18 protein-coding genes and 1 tRNA gene are annotated in these 20,336 nt (G+C 43.0%); 12 read left to right on the forward strand and 7 right to left on the reverse strand.

Annotated elements, in window-relative coordinates; genetic code table 11:
- Window positions 1-197 precede the first annotated feature (197 nt).
- Window positions 198-1,937: a methyl-accepting chemotaxis protein gene (locus NZD89_RS04250; RefSeq protein ID WP_268006534.1), complete on the forward strand. Its 1,740-nt coding sequence runs from the start codon at window positions 198-200 to the stop codon at window positions 1,935-1,937.
- A gap of 35 nt (window positions 1,938-1,972) precedes the next feature.
- Here NZD89_RS04250 and NZD89_RS04255 read toward each other — a convergent pair whose 3' ends face one another.
- Window positions 1,973-2,596 (reverse strand): EAL domain-containing protein, encoded by a 624-nt coding sequence (locus NZD89_RS04255; RefSeq protein WP_268006535.1) that lies wholly within the window; start codon window positions 2,594-2,596, stop codon window positions 1,973-1,975.
- A 560-nt stretch (window positions 2,597-3,156) separates the two neighbouring features.
- Here NZD89_RS04255 and NZD89_RS04260 point away from each other — a divergent pair.
- The 4 genes from NZD89_RS04260 to hmpA all read left to right on the forward strand — a co-directional run bounded on the left by NZD89_RS04260 (window position 3,157) and on the right by hmpA (window position 7,170).
- Complete coding sequence (locus NZD89_RS04260) at window positions 3,157-3,369, forward strand: hypothetical protein (RefSeq protein ID WP_268006536.1); 213 nt, start codon at window positions 3,157-3,159, stop codon at window positions 3,367-3,369.
- A 1,687-nt stretch (window positions 3,370-5,056) separates the two neighbouring features.
- Window positions 5,057-5,377: a hypothetical protein gene (locus tag NZD89_RS04265; RefSeq protein ID WP_268006537.1), complete on the forward strand. Its 321-nt coding sequence runs from the start codon at window positions 5,057-5,059 to the stop codon at window positions 5,375-5,377.
- A gap of 187 nt (window positions 5,378-5,564) precedes the next feature.
- Window positions 5,565-5,641, forward strand: a tRNA-Ile gene (locus NZD89_RS04270).
- 308 nt (window positions 5,642-5,949) lie between these two features.
- Window positions 5,950-7,170, forward strand: coding sequence for an NO-inducible flavohemoprotein (gene hmpA, locus NZD89_RS04275; RefSeq protein WP_268008387.1), 1,221 nt, complete (start codon window positions 5,950-5,952; stop codon window positions 7,168-7,170).
- A 568-nt stretch (window positions 7,171-7,738) separates the two neighbouring features.
- On the opposite strand, the gene NZD89_RS04280 is transcribed toward hmpA, so the two are convergent.
- Complete coding sequence (locus NZD89_RS04280; protein ID WP_268006539.1) at window positions 7,739-8,350, reverse strand: helix-turn-helix domain-containing protein; 612 nt, start codon at window positions 8,348-8,350, stop codon at window positions 7,739-7,741.
- 193 nt (window positions 8,351-8,543) lie between these two features.
- Here NZD89_RS04280 and NZD89_RS04285 point away from each other — a divergent pair, with 193 nt between their 5' ends.
- The 6 genes from NZD89_RS04285 to NZD89_RS04305 all read left to right on the forward strand — a co-directional run bounded on the left by NZD89_RS04285 (window position 8,544) and on the right by NZD89_RS04305 (window position 14,040).
- Complete coding sequence (locus tag NZD89_RS04285) at window positions 8,544-9,860, forward strand: NRAMP family divalent metal transporter (protein WP_268006540.1); 1,317 nt, start codon at window positions 8,544-8,546, stop codon at window positions 9,858-9,860.
- 385 nt (window positions 9,861-10,245) lie between these two features.
- Window positions 10,246-10,485: an HMA2 domain-containing protein gene (locus tag NZD89_RS29445; RefSeq protein WP_369125256.1), complete on the forward strand. Its 240-nt coding sequence runs from the start codon at window positions 10,246-10,248 to the stop codon at window positions 10,483-10,485.
- A 12-nt stretch (window positions 10,486-10,497) separates the two neighbouring features.
- Window positions 10,498-11,019 (forward strand): HMA2 domain-containing protein, encoded by a 522-nt coding sequence (locus NZD89_RS04290; protein ID WP_268006541.1) that lies wholly within the window; start codon window positions 10,498-10,500, stop codon window positions 11,017-11,019.
- A 5-nt stretch (window positions 11,020-11,024) separates the two neighbouring features.
- Window positions 11,025-13,187, forward strand: coding sequence for a heavy metal translocating P-type ATPase (locus tag NZD89_RS04295; RefSeq protein WP_268006542.1), 2,163 nt, complete (start codon window positions 11,025-11,027; stop codon window positions 13,185-13,187).
- Window positions 13,188-13,202: 15 nt separating this feature from the next.
- Window positions 13,203-13,832 carry a hypothetical protein gene (locus NZD89_RS04300; RefSeq protein ID WP_268006543.1) on the forward strand — a complete coding sequence of 210 codons (630 nt, stop codon included), beginning with the start codon at window positions 13,203-13,205 and terminating at the stop codon, window positions 13,830-13,832.
- Window positions 13,822-14,040, forward strand: coding sequence for a hypothetical protein (locus NZD89_RS04305; RefSeq protein WP_268006544.1), 219 nt, complete (start codon window positions 13,822-13,824; stop codon window positions 14,038-14,040). Before NZD89_RS04300 ends, NZD89_RS04305 begins: the two co-directional genes overlap by 11 nt.
- Before the next feature lie 366 nt (window positions 14,041-14,406).
- Here NZD89_RS04305 and NZD89_RS04310 read toward each other — a convergent pair whose 3' ends face one another.
- A complete protein-coding gene (locus NZD89_RS04310) occupies window positions 14,407-14,844 on the reverse strand; it encodes a metal-dependent transcriptional regulator (protein WP_268006545.1) in 438 nt (145 codons plus the stop codon).
- A 311-nt stretch (window positions 14,845-15,155) separates the two neighbouring features.
- Window positions 15,156-16,460, reverse strand: a complete 1,305-nt coding sequence (locus NZD89_RS04315) for an Nramp family divalent metal transporter (protein ID WP_268006546.1) — start codon at window positions 16,458-16,460, stop codon at window positions 15,156-15,158.
- A gap of 463 nt (window positions 16,461-16,923) precedes the next feature.
- Here NZD89_RS04315 and NZD89_RS04320 point away from each other — a divergent pair, with 463 nt between their 5' ends.
- A complete protein-coding gene (locus tag NZD89_RS04320) occupies window positions 16,924-17,655 on the forward strand; it encodes a VIT1/CCC1 transporter family protein (protein WP_268006547.1) in 732 nt (243 codons plus the stop codon).
- Between the two features lie 189 nt (window positions 17,656-17,844).
- On the opposite strand, the gene NZD89_RS04325 is transcribed toward NZD89_RS04320, so the two are convergent.
- The 3 genes from NZD89_RS04325 to NZD89_RS04335 all read right to left on the reverse strand — a co-directional run bounded on the left by NZD89_RS04325 (window position 17,845) and on the right by NZD89_RS04335 (window position 20,319).
- Window positions 17,845-18,387: a manganese efflux pump MntP gene (locus tag NZD89_RS04325; RefSeq protein ID WP_268006548.1), complete on the reverse strand. Its 543-nt coding sequence runs from the start codon at window positions 18,385-18,387 to the stop codon at window positions 17,845-17,847.
- Window positions 18,388-18,540: 153 nt separating this feature from the next.
- Window positions 18,541-19,137, reverse strand: coding sequence for a cadmium resistance transporter (locus NZD89_RS04330; protein ID WP_268006549.1), 597 nt, complete (start codon window positions 19,135-19,137; stop codon window positions 18,541-18,543).
- A 666-nt stretch (window positions 19,138-19,803) separates the two neighbouring features.
- Complete coding sequence (locus NZD89_RS04335; RefSeq protein ID WP_268008388.1) at window positions 19,804-20,319, reverse strand: metallophosphoesterase family protein; 516 nt, start codon at window positions 20,317-20,319, stop codon at window positions 19,804-19,806.
- Window positions 20,320-20,336: the final 17 nt, after the last annotated feature.

Consider the following 20,336-nt stretch of genomic DNA (forward strand, 5'->3'; position numbering starts at 1 on the left):
ACCCGTAGATCAGCTTAAGTACATGTGACAGCGTTTATCCCTCCGATATACAAATTACTCATTTTGGCTCTTCATACATGATACCCATAAGGACTAATGTTTACGTACTGTATAAGAAAATTTTACAAGTCTTTAATGATGCTACTGTATAGTCGTCGTAAATAAAAACACAAATTTGTCAGAATGGTGGTACAGGGATGACAAACAAAATTCTACGACGACTAGCGATTCGAACAACCGGATTTCTAAATAAGGGTATAAAGTTTAAGGTTCTCGCACTGCTTACATGTATTATTGTTTTTTCACTAGCTATCACCAATCTGCTCGGCGTACATACGACAAACCAAGTAATACTCGAATCCAGCCAAACAAAACTGGCTTCACAATTATCCATCGGACGTCACCTAATTGAGAACCAGTACAACGGTGATTGGCAAGTAACATCAGGTAAACTTTGGAAAGGGGACTCCGTCCTAAACGGAAATAATAACATTCCAACTTTACTCGGGTCTGAAATCGGTGACATGGTAACCATTTATCAAGGAAATAAGTCTGTGGCTACCAGTTTCAAAACTAACGACGGGCATTACTTGGTGGGCGGTACTTTACCGTCGGATATACAACAGACTGTACTTGAAAAAGGTGAAACGTATATTGGTCAGCAAACGATTGGTGGGCAACTTTATGAAGTAGCATTTCAGCCAATACAGGATAACACCAATAGGGTGATTGGTGTATGGTCATTGGCTTCTCCACTTACTCAGCTGGTACGTCAGCAAACTACGTATCAGTACGAGAGTTTAATCGTAGCCGTACTCGTTCTCATTTTTGGACTCGGACTCGGATGGTTTATGACAAATCGGATGGTCCGGCCTCTAAAAAAATTAATAGGAACCGCACACGAGATCGGTACAGGGAATTTAGCGGTGCATCTCAGTGATATTCAATCTACAGATGAAATCGGCCAGCTCGGGAAAGTTTTTAACCAAATGACATTGTCATTGAGAAATTTGATAAACGAATTGACAAGTACTTCTCTAAAATTAGGTACTTCGTCAGAACAGTTTTATACTAGTGCTGAAGAAACCAATAAGGCGGCCCAACAAGTAGCGATGACGATTCAGGAAACTTCAAGTACTGTGGGTGAACAAGCAGAGCGTGCGAAAGCAAGCATGACGGCAATGGAGGAAATGTCCCAAAGCGTTAACCAAATCGCGATAAGTGCACAGTCTGTCACAGAGTCAGCAATGAGTACTTCTGATATCGCTGATAACGGAAATAAATCTGTGCAATCAGCCGTCAAGCAAATGAATTCTGTCGGAGAAAGTATTGAGGTACTTTCCGACCTGGTAGATACAGTAAGTCAACGCTCCCAAGATATTGGACGAATCATCGGGATCATAACGCAGATCGCTTCTCAAACCGATTTGCTCGCATTGAACGCAGCCATAGAAGCTGCACGAGCTGGTGAACATGGCCGCGGATTTTCGGTCGTGGCTAGCGAAGTCAGGAAACTTGCGGAACAATCTTCCGGGGCCGCACGACAAATTGCGCAGTTCATTGCCACCATGCAGTCAGACACAGAACAAGCTGTTAAATCAATGCATACTGCTCAAATCGATGTTAGACAAGGGATTGAAGCTGTTAACACCGCAGGTATTTCATTTGGACACATCCAAATGGCAGTACAGCATGTTACGGATCAAATATTAGGAGTATCATCCGCGTGTCAGCAACTGTCTGCCAGTTCGGCACAAGTGCTTGATTCTATCCGATTCATTTCAGATGCAGCCTGGCAAGCGGCTGCTAGCACAGAAACGATTGCCGCTTCCGCTGAAGAGCAGTCGGCTACAATGGAGGACGTAACAGAATCAGCTCACCGGCTATCTCAAATGGCTGAACAAATGCAGGAGTTGGCTTCAAGATTTAAACTATAACTTTCCATTACATTACAAAAGCGGGATCTCGCCTGTCAAATTAGGGAGCCCGTTTTTGTATGCAAGAACCAATTATCAAATTCATAACGAGCTATTTGATACCCTTGATCTCTAAAGTGTTTAACCAATTTAAGGAATGAAGGGTAATCGTCAATCGCATGGTGTTCTGTAATTTCAAATACAATTTGCTTTGGATCTAATCCAACTTCCTCAATAAGCTTCAGGGTCTCACCCTGGCGAAATGTAGGTTCGAACAGTATTTTCGGCGAAAGGTTAATAAATAGTTTGTCTCCAGGCCCTACGTTTGATTGACGGATGGACTGATTTCTACAAATCCGTTCAACCTCGAGAAGGTATCCGAGTTGCTCTGCACAATCAAACAGATCACGAGGGTGCTCGAACTCCGATCCAATGGGACCTCTGGACAAACCCTCCCAACCAAAGGGTGTCATTGTATCAAGATGAACAATCGGCTGATAATAACTAGAAATATTTTTGGATTCAATAAGTCGTTCAAGCTCTTCAACCAGAAAAAGCGGTTTTGCGTCGGAATATCTCCGAGCGTTCCTTCCTGCCAATGTAATTAATTGGTATAGGCGTTCACCCGGCGGTTGTTCATCAAGTGATAAAGAGTGAGAGAGACCATAGCGTAGACGCAATGATGAATATCCGAGGAAACTGACACGCGCATTTACTATCTCTTGGCTTCGATGGACAAATCCGTGAATTAACCGAGCATGCCGGTCATTTTACGTGACGGACACCGATGAGTTGCTGACGGTGATCGCGCCCCGTATCCAGACTATGATATGTACTGGTACCAGGTCGACAAGATGATGGGCAACGTGAATAATGACTCAGAGAAATATGTGGAGGAATTACAATAAGCCAATACAAATTTTACGCTACGCTACACGATGGATCGGTGCAATGGTACCCGGTGTTCGTGACTGTCGACGCAGGTACGCGAGATGAAGCGATAAAGACCATGGCCGATGAGAATGACTTGACGGTAGTCGAGGAAGACGCCAATAGTGTTTGGATGTAGATGAAGGATGGGGCTCTGGTGAAGTACGACGTGAGCTTAGCCTAATTGGATATTTGTAGCGTACACGCTTCATTGAGTACCCAAAGCGACAGTGTCTATAATTGAGTCGCCCAATACTCAGTCTCCTCGCACGCCTCTTTCCAAGATCATCTGTGCGAGGAGATTTTTTATGTGGAATGGGCCACCGTCAGCCCCAACCATCGCGCTGACAGCAATGGCGACCACACACGCCGCCACTACCTGTTGCGCGTTCCGTATTTAACCCTGATAGCATCCATCCATCTGGACGTATGGACGGATACCCCGATCAAGCTCCCCTGCGTTATTAATGTGGCCACGAATTACGTCTATATTCAGATCATCCCGCGCCCGAACGAGCACTAGCAAAACTCCCTGTACAACGCAACAAAGCTACCTGTCCTGAGTAGGTAGCTTTGTTCCGATACATAGTGTGGATATGTCGCCATAAGGGAATAGTGTACCCCTTGCCAATTCCACCTTACGAGGATATTGTGTCATTAGATTGGTCAAATGGAACACGTTTCCTTTTATAACGACGAGGCTTTCTTCCAAGATAGAACTTCGCTGAGCGTAATAGGGAAGAAAAGATGTTAGCACCCCCAGAATATTTAAATTGTTCCATAATATCCTCCTTTTGGTCATACATCAGTTTGATAAGCTGTTTATATTGAGAAAGTGGCAGGTTATCCCAAACTAATCGCATCTCGAATCTATCGGACAACAAAGCCTGTACTTCCCGGACGTGTATAAGACCATCAATACCTTCTACTGATAATTCAGTAAAATGAGGGAACGCTTCTTCCGTTTGCAACCCAGTAGGATTGAAGTGTAAATCCATAGACGTAACCAATCAACAGGGCAACGAGGGGAACCAAAGACTGCCACACAATTTGTATAAACCTTAACCTTATCCGCTGGATAATCTAAATACGTACAAGCGGTGAGCGTTCGCTTTAAGACAGACACAGGCTCATTATAGGTTGCGACAAAAACATCAACTGTCGGATAGTATTCTACATCCAAAATTAACGTGTCCTTTATATTCGTACCACGATGCATAAGGAAATAAAAAATGGCCTGTTGAAAGTAACCGAGGTATTCTGCGCTAAGTAATAAAATTGAAGTGATAACATCCGCTGTTGTGTTAAATTCAACCGTATATACTGTTCTCCAGTACATGTAAATTGTAGAAAACACAAAGGAAACAAAAATCAGGGTCAATTGAATTAAACGAGAGAATTTTGATAAGGGATATAGAATTAAAACTGTTGCGAGACAAAATAAGATGTATAGAACTCCTCGGTATGATATTCCAGATAAATGCTCATTTAATACATGAATTCCTTGTGTATATAAATGTATTACGAAGTTACTTAAATGCGGCATAATAGGACACCTTAACCATATTTGCACCTTATTAGCATCGAATTAACAACAAAAAAGTAAATCCAAACGGACACCGCGTCATTCCTATATCGCCAAGGAAGTGGCAGGAGAAGTGGAATACACGACTGGCATGGTACGATAATTTGTCGCACGGTAAGCGAAATACCGCATCGATTGAGACGGATTAGATAAAAAAACGACCCCTTCGACGTCTAATCTTAGGGGTCAATTTTCATTTTAAAGGAGCGCAAATGTGAACAACCAACACCAACAGGACATCGTGATCGTACAACATGGATGTTGAGGTTTTGTTTCACGCTCGTAATAATTGTGTGAATGCCTCGTTAGAACCCACGCCATCCCCTGTTGCGGTAGGACGAACGTGGCGTGTTGAAATCAGACGTTGGACTCTCTACCGCCGCTACTTCATTAAGTCAGTTCGTAAAGGCATTTAATCAGCTAGCCTCATCGTTTCCGCAGCCGTCAAACACTTCGACACCATTAAAGGTACAGGGATCAGCACAGTTATCCAATGGAGTTGGTCTTGGTGATACCGTGCAATGGATTGAATCGCATTTGGAAAACCTAGTACCGCCCAAAAGCCATTAGATAAGAGTGGCTACGGAATGGATGCATACGCTGAAACACAATACAGGTGGATTATATGAATGGCCGTGTTGACTATTACGAAAAGGATTATTCGTCCGATGAGCCATTGTCCACCGGAGAGGCGGATGCTAAAAAGATAATTCCTAAGGACGCTGTATTTACGGGGCGTACATATACGCACGACAATGGCGGGGCAAAGGAAATCATCTATGTGTATAGGAGTATGTCGATCGAACATTTGTGGCCTGCCGATGAGTTTGCGAATGCGGATGGCGTAAATCAGCCTGGTGTGTTTGATGTCGCATACGAGTATGACACGCAAAATGATCCAACTCAGTTAATGGCCGTAGTTGTATTTGCAGGCGACAACCCATAATTGTTCCCAACATAACTCCTCTGTCCACGTCGGACTGGGGTCTTTTTATGTTCAAGTGCATATACATCGTGCTATGCCACGGTTAGTCAAATGTGCGACTACTTGATTTTGCCCGACGCCCACTTTATTATTGCGGTGAAGAGTGGACAAGATCTAGTAGTCGATGCAAGCTTGAACGTGCCGTAGCGGGCCCATAGCTCAGTTGGTTAGAGCGGCCGGCTCATAACCGGTTGGTCCTAGGTTCGAGTCCTAGTGGGCCCACCAAAAAGTCCCGAAGAACCCTTGAGAAATCAAGGGTTTTTGTATGTCTGTCTACAAACAAGTCATCATCCGACGCCTCCACGAGTATCTCACGACTGTGACTCCTAGCAACACGAACGGATTAGTCGACCAGGTAAAGCAATGTCGATCCCGCCATTGCACGAAAAAAGTTTACACCAGCCCGAGCAAATGGGCTATCGGCTTATGTTGGCCATCCTTCTTGTTTAACCAAACAACCAAAATACATGTTTTTTGTAAACGTGACAATTATAGTATTGGGTTTGATCATGAAGTATGGATGGTGAACGTTGATGCTTGATGCGAAGACTGTAGAAATTGTAAAGTTGACAGCACCAGTGTTAAAGGAACACAGTCACGATATTGGGCATCGCTTCTACGAGCTGCTGTTTTCAAAAGTCCCAGAGCTTAACAATATGTTCAATCAAACAAATCAGAAAAGGGGATTACAGCAGGACGCACTTGCCTATGCAGTTTACGAGGCTGGAGCAAACATTGAACACCTAGATGCCATTAAACCAATGGTACATCGGATCACTCAAAAGCACCGAGCCCTGGGTGTCAAAGCAGAACACTATCCAGTAGTTGGGGGAACACTCCTTGCTGCTGTAAAGGACGTTTTAGGTGCTGCCGCTACGGATGAAATCATTGACGCGTGGGGTAGAACGTACAGCTATATTGCCGACATATTCATCAGTGCTGAACAAGGACTATATGATGAAATGGAACATAAACAAGGCGGATGGATTGGAGTAAGGAACTTCGTTGTAGACAGGAAGATCAAGGAAAGCGACGTCATCACCTCATTTTACCTGAAGCCTGAAGATGGCAAACCGATTGCGTCGTATGAAGCAGGTCAATATATAACCGTTTGGCTCGACATTCCCGGTGAAAAATACACACATGTACGCCATTACAGCCTATCGGAGGCTCCAGGCAAGGACTTTTACCGCATTAGTGTGAAGCGTGAAGAGGGGCGTGCAAATGTCCCTTCTGGAATTGTATCGACCTATATTCATGACCATGTCGACGAGGGCAGTCATCTGAAAGTCAGTGCACCAGCCGGTGATTTCACTATTTACACCAAGAATACCCCGATTGTACTAATCAGTGGAGGCGTTGGAATCACACCTATGATTAGTATGCTAAATACGATAGTCGAAACGCAGCCAGAACGACAGGTTACGTTTATTCATGCTGCAATGAACAGTAAAGTCCATGCGATGAAGGAACACATCGGAAAATTGGCGAGGCAACATGAGCGCGTGAAGTCATTTGTGTGTTATGAGTCGCCGACCGAACAGGACCGTGCGGAACACAACTATGATAAAGAAGGGTTTGTGACCTTGGAGTGGCTGAGTTCAGTTATTGACGACAAGCAGGCAGATTTTTATGTTTGTGGCCCATTGCCTTTCATGAGGGTAGTGTTACGCGCGCTGAAGGATATGGAGATCCCCGACGACCGTAGTCACTATGAGTCCTTTAGTCCTGTTGGGATCTTAGAGGAAGCATAATTAAAACGTATATCCAATATGACACTACAAAAAATCACGAGCAGTTGAATACCTTGGCAACGGGGCTGTCAGCTTATGCTGACGGTCCTTTTGATGCACACATTACAGTTTTCTTTTATGGCTAGAGTACAAGGACGACGCAGGGTATGATAAAGCTACACGCCAACTTGATAAAGATCTTTGGTTCTTGGAAGCTCATCTATCCGATTGAAGCCTTGATGTTCTGTACGTAGCAAACTTGCGCCTAGAGGGTTTGGAAGGTCCTCTGCGATCGCGGTATCCTGACTTTACTCCTTGGGGTGAACCTTATGCAGATAGGGCGGCCTAGCCGCCCTGTTGTGCATTGTACGGTATTATTTCCGCATGCTCCTAGAGAGTTAATTCCGACAGAAAGAGTAACATCGAGGATGCGGCAAAGGAATTGCCGGTCGATCAGTGAAGTGCCGTAAAATGAAATCGGATATCCTCTTCGAATCTAAGAAACAAACTACTCTATATTGCTCGCTTTTCCTTTGTTCACGTTATTGATTCAACCATTCGTAAAAAACTAGACTTTACCTGAGTAACTTCAGGAGAGACAAGTAAGACGTTCTCGTGTAATTTGTATGGCTAAAGCATCATCCAAATACCCAATAGGAAACATGTAGTCGGGAATGGCATCAGTTGCTAACACAAAGTACAATAGCCCACTTCCTAGAATTCTCCGTTCCTTTTCTGACATCTCGGAATTCAAATACCGGTCGAACATTTCGTCCAAATCCTCAAGAAATGGACCAGAACCATAAATGTGCTTACGTTTATCTGGAAATTTCTCGATAATTAATTCTTGACCCTCGCTTGTTCCCGCATAAACCTCATATTTCATCAACTCTTGTTCAATAGACCGTTTGTTAAGTTGATCTGCATTAAAGCCTACATGCTGTAAAATGTCTTGGATATTCCCGAGTGATGTATCTACCTCAAATCCGGCAGCAGTGAATAATACCGCAGGCGGAACAGACAAATGATGAGCCATCTTCTGTAGATATTCCGGATTCACTCGTTGCTTACCTGCTAACATCTTAGAGATGGTCGCGACATTGACTCCGGTTAATAACGCCAGTTGCCTCATCGACAAAGAACGTTCGCGCAACAAATTTTTGACCGTTTCCTCTAGATTTAATGCACTATTTCTGCCCACGCGAAGTACCTCCCTTATGTTCTTGAGACAATTGCCTTAGCGTTTATTCAGTGTTTCGATTCCTCCAACAATCATCGTCACACGCCACCTGATTTCTGTATATGATATGCCATCAACTGTTGGGTAGTGCTGAACGGAACGACAACCGAAGAGTGATTTAACGGTATTTCTATACATGAACGGAGAGGTGAGCATGGAAATGGAACGTGAGGTTACAGCTTTTAATGAAAAAACATCAAGGTTTAGACAAAGTGTTTCAGCACGTAAACGTGGTTGGCGAAGATACGTTTGGGTCTTTTGGGTACTCCTAGGTCCTGGACTACTTGCGGCGTTGGCTGATAATGACGCGGGTGGAGTGATTTCCTACACTGCAACTGGCGTTCAATTTGGTATCGGGTTATTTGTCCCCTTGGTATTGTGTCTTGCCTTTCTGACGTTTACTGTTCAAGAGATGAGTATGCGTCTCAGTGCGGTCACTCAAGAAGGATTTTCAAGACTTGCCCGTCGACGATACGGTAAGTTCTGGGGCTATTATCATATCTCCACACTCGCCTTCGAAAACCTTTTGACACTCATTACGGAATTCATCGGGATGACAGCAGGTCTAATTTTACTGGGTATTCCGATGTGGCTCAGTGACTTAATTTGTTTAATGTTAATCACGTCCTTCGTTATTTTTACCGGGTACTTTACAAAGGAAAGAATTGCGCTGCTTGTGGGTGTACTTAACGTTGTCTTTCTCGTCGTAGCTGGCATGACACACCCGAGCCTTTCTGCGATCGGCCACGCTTTTGCAGCATGGAATGTTCCCCATGAACTGCAAGGCGGGGTAATTTGGTTCATTATTGCGACCGTTGGGAATGCCATCGCACCGTGGATGATTTTCTTCCAAGGCAGCGGAACGATTGATAAGGGAGTTAGTTCCCGTGAACTGAGATTAGGACGCATTGACACTGCGTTTGGATGCATTGTTCAGGTGATCATTGCAGCGGGCATTATTATCTGCGGTGCGGCACTCTTTGGGCACATCCAGAATGTGAGTAGTTTAGGACCTTCTGAAATCATTAATGCACTAAGTCATTCAGTTGGACGATGGGCGGCTATCTTGTTCGGCGTTGGGTTGTTCGACGCTGGTTTTCTTGCCTCCATTACGGTCTCTTTATCGTCCTCCTGGAGCATTTCCGAATTGTTTGGCTGGTCAAAGAGCCTGAATGATAAGGTACGTGAAGCACCAAAATTTTACGCTGTTTATATTGGGAGCCTTATACTTGCTGCACTTGCAATATTGATTCCGAATTTACCACTGAACATGATATCCATCATCACGCAAGTAGTTGGTGGAATTCTTATGGCACCATTACTGATCTTCTTGGTACTCATGACCAGTGATAAGAAACTGATGGGGGAATATAGGACGAAATTGTTTGGTCGAATATGGGGGTGGGTAATGGTCTCTCTCCTCGTTGGATTAACAGTAGCCACCTTTTGGCAGACTCTTTCTAGTCTGTAATTCTTATGTCGTTTTTATGGTCTATAATACAGAACGAATTGGCGATGTAACCGGCATATAAAGGTTCTCGTGTTCTTTTCAAAGAGTCTGTAGTAGCTGGGAGATACTATTACTTTAATCAGGTAGATCAATGATTCAACAGGGATCTGCCTGATTTTGTTTGTCTTACACACTGGATTACCGATATAAGTAATCCCCTTCGGGAAATTATTTTCAATTTCAAAACGAACGATATGCGAAGGAACTCTCTTTTATTACATGGTCTAACTTTACAAAATCTTCATATGTTTAAACAATCATTACCGATTCTAAATTCAGATACTACATAAATCAGGTGACGCTAATGAAATTACTTACACTACATCGGATCGATAAGCTTATGAAAATGAACAATATTGAAGTAGCCCATGCCTCCCCTGGGAGAATACGAATTAAATCACCGTTATGGAAGAACCACAAGACAATTGGGGAACGATTGCGTGTATGGGCTACTGAAGAGCAAAGCGTGATTGAAGCCGTTCATAATATCGATACTGGGTCTATTTTGATCAGGTACCACACATTCGCACCAATTAATCCAGAAAGTATTGAGGCTTGGTTAATTCGGCTGATCAGGGAGTCGTAAGGAGAGGATTAGATGCTTCAAACCGTCTTGGGGCTTGGTGGGTCCATTTTGGGAACAAAATTATTGCAAAAATTTTACGATCAAAAAGTAAACGTCATTAGTGCACTACCTGGACGTGTGCGGCTTCAATGTGACCGATGGAAGGACTCGGAAACAAAGAAGGTAGTCGAACGGATTTTAATTCAGCATCCTTTGGTGAAGAGTGTTCACTTGGCGGATATAACGGGTTCGTTACTATTGCACTTTACTAGGGATTCTCTCTCACCTGACGAGCTTGACAGTATTGTAAAGCTTGCAGTTAACGCTGCTGTTTCTTCGTATCCGCAGCGTAAGGCGGAGTTGATGGAGGGATACAAGAAAACGCTAACTGGTATTGACGGTCAAATTAAGACCAGGACAATGGGTAAAATTGATCTAAATTCAGCTCTCGTTACATTTTTGGCTCTACGAGGGATAATCGGGTTTTCATCTAACCCTGCCTTTTCAACTAGTTTGCTCTTATGGGCGTACGGACTCTTGAATCAAGAGAGGTGAAGAGGGTGAATCAATTTCAAATTGTCCACAGTCTTCCAGGAAGAACAAGAATAAGATTTAGAGTACAGGTAAACCATCCCGGTCTCCTCGAAGCAAGTCTACGTGCACATCCTTTTATTCATTCAGCATTCTTCCGAGCAGAAACAAAGTCATTGCTGATTCATCATCATTGCACTATGTCTAACAGAGAAGTCGTTAAGCTCTTATTTTGCGTAGTGCGTAGAATAACAAGACCAACTGAACAGTCAGTACAGCGGACAAATTTTAAGTCCTACTTTTTGTTTTCTGGAGTCGGGTTACTATGGAGCTGGATGTTTCCTACAGCAGGTGTCGGACTGCTGTCAGTTCCTTCTCTGCTTACAATGTTTTTGTCTCGTAACACTTTTAAAAATGGTTTATCAGCATTGATCAATAGGCGTAAAGCTAATGCGGATACGTTGAGTTCTGTCGCAATTATCGCGTCATTAATAAAAGGCACACCTCAATCTGCAATTTTCATTTTGATGATTTCCGCCTTTAGTGAAATGTTAACCGAGTTGACAGCGTCTCGTGCAAGACGAAGTCTATCTGAGTTAATGGAAGGTGAAGTAACAACGGCGTGGAAGGTTGTCGACTCAGAAACAGTTAAAGTGTCTGTTAACGAACTTGGGGTAGAGGACGAAATTTATGTATTTGCGGGTGAGAAAGTCCCAGTCGATGGAACGGTGCTCTCAGGTTCTGGATCGATCGATGAATCTTCTATTACGGGTGAATACTTACCGAGGTCAATTGAACCATGGGGTTACGTGTTTGCCGGTAGCGTTTTAAAAGAAGGTTGTATGTTGATTAGGGCTGAGAGGGTCGGAAATCAAACCGCTGTAAGAAAGATGATAAAGCTCATCGAAGAATCATACGAGCAAAAAGCTCCGGTACAGCATGTAACTGACCGCCTTGCTAATCGATTAGTACTTGTTTCGTTTCTAATGGCTGGATTTGTTTTCATGTTTACACGGAATTGGGACCGAACGTTAAATATGCTTATTGTAGACTTTTGCTGTGGTCTCAAGCTTTCTACTTCAACGGCATTTTCGGCATCCATCGCGAAGGCAGCCCAAAATGGGATTCTAATCAAGGGAAGCCAACATATTGAGAAACTGACCGCAATCGATACTATGCTCTTGGATAAGACAGGTACCATTACAGAGGGTAGACCGGAAGTTTTAAATGTGTATGGAGTCCACCCTGGTATGGAAACAGAGGTACTTATGTATGCAGCATCGGTTGAAAAGCATTCTGGACACCCAGTTGCAGAGGCAATACGTCGGGAGGCAAAGAGAGAAAAAATTCACATTATAGAACCGATTGATGTAGAAACCATCATTGGGAAAGGGATTGCTGCAACTGTCAAGGGGGAGCGAATTCTTGTCGGGAGCGAACGATTCCTAAGGGAAAATGATATTAAAGCCCATCATGAACAAAATGAGATTGAAGGGACACCAATTTATGTTGCCAAACAAGGGGCATTGCTTGGGGTTGTTTACATTCAAGACCGTATCCGTTCAAACATGAAGAAAAGTTTGACGGAATTAAAGGAGAAATACATTAGAAATATTATGATGGTTACAGGAGACCAACGCCAAAGTGCCACGTTAGTTTCCAAACAAACGGGTATCAAGGATTACATCTTTGAGGCTTTGCCTGAGCAAAAGCATATGATTGTTCGACAACTACAGGGATCCGGTCGGAAAGTACTAATGATTGGTGATGGTTTAAACGACGGACCTGCATTAGGAAGAGCAGATGTCGGAGTGTCAATGGGGAGTAAGAGAACGGCTTTGGCTTCCGAAGTCAGTGACATTACCATTACTTCAGATGACCCGCTCACGTTACCGGCACTAATGGAACTTTCGTACAAGACGATGGGAATTGTTCGTAACAACATTCGTTTTACCATAGTACTTAACGCGTTTGCTGTAATATTCGGCGCAATGGGGATGTTATCTCCGGTTCTAAGCGCGCTCATTCACAACGGTGCGACAGTTGCCGTAGTGGCTAACAGTTCCAGGCTACTTTGGCTAGATATGAAACACTTCAGAAGAACACCAAGGGTTATTGAAGCAGGAAGAGCCAAAGTTCTTAGATCAAACAATGGTGAGAGTGAAAATCTTCGTTCTGTCGTTGGACTATAGAGGAGTTGAGTTCAAATGGGAGAGAAATTCACCTTTTACATTGTACATGAGCTCGATAATAGAATTCGCATGATGGTACCAAAAATCACTGACCACCCAGATCTGCGATCCGTCAGACAGTTAATAAAAAGTATCCATGGGGTTGAATCACTGAGAATACAACCGGTTATTTGTACGTTGGTGATTCATTACAACCGGAACATAATTAGCCGGATGGATTTATTGAATAAAATATTCCTGATTCTTCGAGATACACAAGCCAACGTATACAGCAATTTTTTAGGTGCACAGTCATCAATAATTAAGCAAGATTTACTTCGTTCTATGGTCTCAGGGTCCCTTTTGCTGCTTTCCTATTTACTAAGAAGGACTGGGCGTCGTCCAGACATTCTAGATTATTCAGCAGTTATTTCGACAGCCTATACGGTGATGAATCACGGAACAAACAAGTTACGTCATCCAGATGTGATTACCGGTTTTATCAGTATATTGTCTCTTGGAACAAGCAATATTCTTAAAGTCACACTGCTTACGTGGGTCGTTAATTTTCTAGAAATTATTGCTGATATGAACAGGGGCAACACTGCTTCCTTTCATATAAATCCATTACAGAGCTGTTGTAGGAGGAATCAGTATGCAATTTAATAAGGATTTTTGGATTGGGTTTGCAACAGGAGCGGTTGTTGGGGCAGTGGGATATCGTTTATATGAGCAGAAGAGTGGACAATTAAACCGCCTAGTCCAGGGGTCAAACAACTTACATTCCAGTTCAGGAGAACTGTCTGTTGAAGACTTAATGTTACAGAAGGAACGATTAGAGGACTTAATTGCTGAAAAACAAGCAGCGTCCTGATGTCGGGAATACTTATTCATCTAAATAATAAAGCTAAATTGAGGGTGTCCCAAAAGGGGCACCCCCTTTAGTTTGTAGCAATGTAAATATTAATGAATTATTTTTTTGATGAGTAACAGACTGATTCACGTGACAACCTCGAGTACGGTCCTTAGAAAAAGGTAAATCACTTGATAACACTTGTTCGCCTTTAGACAGTGACGCGTGTTTGAGTAATTCATATTAATTTGATGACTTTGTTACAGGTTGCTTTGTTTCTTTTGAGTTGTGTAAAACACGAGTTCTAACAACGTGCCGAGTCACCAGTAAAGCGCCGATGGTAACAGTTCCGACAAGGCATTCCATGTTTTCATCTCCTCAAGGCTTTCACGAATTCATCCCGACATCTTCGAACTTTCGCCAATTACGATATTGGCCCCACCATTCTGGATGCAGTTGAATGAATTTGATCAAATGTCTCATGTTGTTTAACACCTCATCCGAAATGTAATGCTCAACACCTTCAACCGTTTGGTGTACCGTATCCGAGCTATCTAACTCCATACGCTCCAAGAATTCCTTGATAATGGTTCTGCGTTCATGTAACTTTTGACCTCGCTGATACCCATCAGGAGTCATTCGAAAACCCATGTAACGCCTGCGCTCTACGATGCCATCTTTATGAAGTTTCTCAATCATCTTGCTGACAGAGGGGCTGTTGACTCCTAATGCCGTTGCGACATCTTTTACTCGGACGTATCCATGCCGGGTGGTTAAATCCCAAATTGCCTCAAGATAGTCTTCCTGTGTCGGACTAAAAGGCATCAGAGCATTTCACCTCTCTTAATCGGCTAATCAAAAGGGCATTGGACCGCCGAAGGTCTGATAACTTAAGAGCAGATTTGAGACAACAATGATCACAGCACCGGCTTAAGCCGATGCAATGACCATTTTTTGTTTGGTAAAACAGGCATAAACTTTGGCGACCGGAAGTAATGAGCGCCAAGTTAGGCAAAGGCTCACCACTTTACTAGCATACTTACTCCAGACTCGGAAAGTGGTGAGAGAACAGTAATTCATAAAAATCTTGTGGATGGTGCAGATGATTGTGCTGTTCTACTAAGTTTCATAACAATTTAAGTTAATCCCGGAATTGATCCGCCAAACGTGAGATACAGCAGCAGCAGGTTTAGGACCACAATTATAATCGTGCTCATCATCGCTAAGACGGTTACAACCCGTTTGTTAACCAGTACACCCATGATGTCCCGACGCCTTGTGAAGTAAACGAGAGCTATTACAGGTACGGGAAGAACGAGACTAAGTATAACCTGGCTGATGACAAGTGCTTGTGTTGAATTTACTCCGAGCATAATAATCACTGCTGGCGGAATCATTGTAGCAACACGGCGAATCCAGAGTGGGATGGTAAAGCCCACAAAGCCTTGCATGATAACCTGACCTGCCATCGTTCCGACTGCGGAACTTGAAAATCCGGAAGCTAATAAGGAGACCAGGAATACAGCGGCAGAGGCTGAGCCTAGCAACGGTGTTAACGTTTGATATGCAGTGGATATGTCTGCGATCTGGGTGTGTCCAGTCCCGTTAAAGACGGAAGCTGACATATACATCATAGATAAATTGACGAACCCTGCGAGTGTTAATGCAATAACGACTTCGCGTGTGTTGAAACGACCAATTTTTCGTTTCTCCATGTCGTCCCGTGGAACAATTCGGTTTTGGGTTAGTCCGGAATGTAAATAAACCGCGTGAGGCATCACGGTTGCGCCGATCACGCCCACTGCCAACAAAACTGCATCACTGTTACCCATCCAAGGCACGACACTGTGGTACACAATTTGGTTGAACTGTGGTTTCGATAATATGGTCTCTACTATATAGCACAGTGCGATAACGATGACGAATGCAGTTATAAACTTTTCCAGTGGTCTGAAGCCAAAGCGATCGAGCATTAAAATTAAGTACGTCGTAATACCGGTTAGGATCATGGCAATCATCATTGGAATATGAAACAACAAATTTAAACCAAGCGTGGCGCCCAAAAATTCAGCAAGGTCGGTTGCCATTGCTGCGATCTCGGAAAAACCCCACATGATGTAAGACAACCAACGCGGGCAGTATTCTCTTATCATTTCCGGGAGGTTTTTACCTGTTGCAATGCCAAGTTTAGCTGATAGGTTTTGTATAAGCATTGCCATCAGATTTGCAAGAACAACAACCCAAAGAAGCTTGTAGCCAAATTCTGAACCGCTTTGAATGTTTGTTGCGAAGTTTCCAGGATCCACATAGGCGATGGAAGCAATGAAAGCAGGACCTAAAAATGGAATTAGAGCACGAATGCCTCTTTTTTGACTTGTAAGTGCCTCGCGGGCGGCTATCACAGTCTTACTTTCTTCAAATTGAGCTGATGGTGCACTCATCAAATACACATCCCTTCAATGTGGTTACGAAAAAATAATGGTAGTACTTTTAGGCAACGGACAAAGTTTTAGTCAAGGGAAACTTTTTAGGTTGAAATTGCCCATGAAATAAGTACAAACATGGTATGTAGCGCAATACGATTCGGACAATTAGTGCAAGCTAAAACTTTTTCCTTAGGGCAACTTTCACTACTATGGTATGCGCAAAATTGTAAATATGCAACCAAAATTTTCTCGTCGTATGCACTAATTTGTGGAGCTCAGAAAGCGTCAGGATGCAATTGGAAAATTGCGGTGTGTATTTAGGGGATTAAGTACAAAGTTAGGGCACAGAAACTCATCGACTTAGGGGATTTCAATGAAGGTGGTACAGGCTTTCTTAATTGACAAAATTAGGGTTGACTATTCGCTTAGTCTAAATTGAATATTGACACTGTATTACACAACCGATGAGGTGATAAGCTTGGCAACTCTTTCTCCGGCACAAAGACTGGATGAAGTTTTCGGTAAGGAAAAACAGAACAATGTGGAAGGATGGATTGGTGACGCAATATATGGTGTAAATGACGGATTAGGTGCCATCTTCGGCATCGTTGCGGGTGTAGCGGGCTATACGTCCAATAGCCATACGATATTAATCTCTGGTCTCTTCGGCGCATTGGCGAGTACGTTGTCAATGGGAGCAGGTGCATGGCTTGCAACTAAATCAGAGAACGAGCTGATGGAAACAACATTATCTAGAGCACGCAAGTCTATTGAAAATGAACCGACACGTGAGATTGAGACGTTGTCTTTAATTTATCAAGTAAAGGGTTTTAATGAAAAGGATGCGAACCATATAGCACAGACAATCGCGAAGGATGACGCAATGTTCCTTGAGACCATTGCGCAAGAAAAGCACGGACTGCATGAGTCCGGAAAAGGCAACCCGTGGTCATCAGCGATTTCAGGATCCATCTCTACGTTTGTAGGGGCAATTGTTCCCTTACTTCCGTTTTTTTTCGTGCATGGTACTGTAGCGCTAATCATTGCGGCGATTGTCTCTATTTTGGCGCACTTTGTTGTAGGTGCTGCGAAAAGTCTCGTTACAGTTCGTTCCTGGTGGTCTAGCGGATTGGAAATGACGATGGCAGGAATTATTGTCGGTGTTGTTTCCTACGGACTCGGATTATTGGGTAATGTGTTACTCGGATAGTTTTTTAACTTTGAGAAAAAGAAAAGGGGAGCCGAATAAAGTGCTACCCCTTTTCATGCACGGCAAACTCCGAGTATGGTACTGCGTATTATATATGTCATCTTATACAAAGCTATGCCTGTCTTAGGGGGGGGACCTCCCGAGGTGAAAATGCTTGGAATGGGGATATACACATTCTTCGTGTAACCACTAGTAAACCTGATTGATGCCAACGGAAATCAGTAAAAAGCCGGCAACAAATGAAGAGTATTTCCCCAATAATCTGGCGAGTACACCGATACCTACAATGTTGCCAACCCAAATCATGATGTATCCCCAGACCGTGACACTGGCAACGGTTGCCCAAAATGACGCCGCGTTGGAGAATGTAGCTCCAAACCCAGTTACCAAATTTGTGAATGACAGTGCCAAGCCGAGAACAAGTCCTTGTTTTTGAGAATTTCGGGGATGAATGTACGCTGAATACCAGAAAAATACTCCAATACAAACAAGTACGATGCAGGATGACCACGATGCCTGACTCTGATTAAGGTAGTGTGAGATGATCTCCCCAGTGTATGCTCCGAGGAGCGTTGTAAAAAATCCGACAGCATTGACGATTGCATTAACCCAGTGGGGAAACTTGATCTTGTTACTTCCGTATGCGATACCAACACTACAATTGTCTAAGTTAGAACCGAAGCCAATCAAATTTGCTGTAATAAATGGACTTAACCAACCCAATTTCCTCACGCCTCTGCCTTCTGATATCTGTAAGTATATGGGGGGAGGTGTGTGATGAGTAGACAAAGGAACCAAGGCAACAGCCTGTTAAAAAGTTCTTTGAACTGTAAATTGCTGAAGGTAAAAGTCCTTAAATTTATGGTTGTAACGCCGACAAGGAAATCATTTAACTAAGATGTAGAATGAACCTGCCTCTAGCATAATATATCCGCCGATACCAATCAGAGTAAAGGGAACTGTTAGATGTCCGTATTTCTTTATGAAACTACCCAACCACGGGTTGTGTATGGCTTTATAGGCGATCCAACACCACACTCCGGTAAGAATGAGGAACATTGTAACTACAATTGCCTTGTAAATCCATTGTCCTTGCGCGAACAAAGGGATGTACACACTCAGGTTATCGACGCCATTACCAATTACAATGAGCATTACTTTATAGGTGTTTAGATCAGTCAATGCATTTCGGGAACTGGGTTTCTCTTCGTCTTTAGTATAGAACATTTTTACTCCCATATAGATGGGGATGATACCAAGGAACCCCAACCATGTCCTTGGAATAATCAGTGCTCCAAATGCCCCTATAGAACTCAGTATTATAAGCAAACACATGCCAAAATACTGACCGACAACAATATATGCTTTGCGCTTCGATGAATGAGATTGTAGAAAGAGAGCAGTGAGAACGAAGATATCATCTATATTTGTAGCGGCAAATGATATACACCCTGTCAACAAAGCTGAATAGACGGTATTCATGCGTCGTCCTCTTCATAAAATTTTCTTACTACAGCCTGTCTAAGAATCTTATGATAATAAAAGGTTAATCAGAACTTCTTTGTACTCGTCGTACAGCTTGATATCCCTAACCACATGAGGGAATTAGATACATAAAGACGAAATCTTGTTGCACCATGGACTCGACTTCTTAGTGCGCGTTGATGGAATTCTAAACGTTAGAAAACGTGCCTGTGGGGGTGAAAGACGCCACATTGATATTGAGTTTTAGACAAGAAATAGGGGACATATTGCCCCCTATTTAGCCATCTTTTCATTACATTGCCTTAATTCAAAACCAATCTCACGTACTAGGTCCAACAATACCATCTACGATTAGCCGTGTACCGCTTGGAATCCACGGACAGCATGGTATGCATTTCTGCATCTTGCCTACCTGGGCAACTACCGGGAGGAGATTTCATGGTATCCATATTTACAACATCCATCCAACCACGAAATTCACTTTCACCAGGATATAGTAAAGCTTTGAAGGGGAAGAAGCGCCTTACTGAATACGACCTATAGCCAACATAAATTGTCGGTGCATAAACATGCTATTTTCACGTTAATATGATTGGTCTGTACAATTTATCAGCCCAATCTGCATCCGAGGATTTCACTTTATTGAACGGAATTTCGCATGATCTAGGAATTTATCCTAATTGTAAAATTATTTATCCACATCCTGTTGGTAAAGTCCCTCCCCCTAACTGTGACTTTATGGTCATCCACTTCTACATAAAGACCCTCGCTATCTCCAATCGATTTATGATTTGACGTGATCGGATTTCGAACAGATGAGGTGTTGAACATTGTAAAATGGTCGTGGTAAACCGCTCCAGGATTGTTCTTTAAGGTGTAATGGGTGTGTCCTGAAAAGAATAAAACAGATGAATATTGATTTAGGATATTACGAAGTTTATCACCATTAATTAGATAACCTCCGTTACTTCCTGCGACTGTATTGGGAATCGGTTCATGCAAAAATACAAAAGTTGGTTTATTATGAGGGCTTTGTGCAAGTTGCTTCGCAAGCCACTTCAATTGTGTCTCTGAAAGCACGGTATCATAGTGTTTACTGAGCTTTGACATTGGATACGTTGGCCCCAAAACGACAAAATGATATCCATTAATCCATTTATCGTAATAAAGATTCTGCATTCCTGTGTTTTTCTTAA

This window comes from Alicyclobacillus fastidiosus (assembly GCF_026651875.1).
GTDB lineage: Bacteria > Bacillota > Bacilli > Alicyclobacillales > Alicyclobacillaceae > Alicyclobacillus > Alicyclobacillus fastidiosus.

Coding starts and splice junctions, on each gene's coding strand:
- NZD89_RS04250 (WP_268006534.1), top strand. CDS start 198: ATGACAAACAAAATTCTACGACGACTAGCGATTCGAACAACCGGATTT.
- NZD89_RS04265 (WP_268006537.1), top strand. CDS start 5,057: ATGAATGGCCGTGTTGACTATTACGAAAAGGATTATTCGTCCGATGAG.
- hmpA (WP_268008387.1), top strand. CDS start 5,950: ATGCTTGATGCGAAGACTGTAGAAATTGTAAAGTTGACAGCACCAGTG.
- NZD89_RS04285 (WP_268006540.1), top strand. CDS start 8,544: ATGGAAATGGAACGTGAGGTTACAGCTTTTAATGAAAAAACATCAAGG.
- NZD89_RS29445 (WP_369125256.1), top strand. CDS start 10,246: ATGAACAATATTGAAGTAGCCCATGCCTCCCCTGGGAGAATACGAATT.
- NZD89_RS04290 (WP_268006541.1), top strand. CDS start 10,498: ATGCTTCAAACCGTCTTGGGGCTTGGTGGGTCCATTTTGGGAACAAAA.
- NZD89_RS04300 (WP_268006543.1), top strand. CDS start 13,203: ATGGGAGAGAAATTCACCTTTTACATTGTACATGAGCTCGATAATAGA.
- NZD89_RS04305 (WP_268006544.1), top strand. CDS start 13,822: ATGCAATTTAATAAGGATTTTTGGATTGGGTTTGCAACAGGAGCGGTT.
- NZD89_RS04310 (WP_268006545.1), bottom strand. CDS start 14,844: ATGCCTTTTAGTCCGACACAGGAAGACTATCTTGAGGCAATTTGGGAT.
- NZD89_RS04315 (WP_268006546.1), bottom strand. CDS start 16,460: ATGAGTGCACCATCAGCTCAATTTGAAGAAAGTAAGACTGTGATAGCC.
- NZD89_RS04330 (WP_268006549.1), bottom strand. CDS start 19,137: ATGAATACCGTCTATTCAGCTTTGTTGACAGGGTGTATATCATTTGCC.
- NZD89_RS04335 (WP_268008388.1), bottom strand. CDS start 20,319: ATGCAGAATCTTTATTACGATAAATGGATTAATGGATATCATTTTGTC.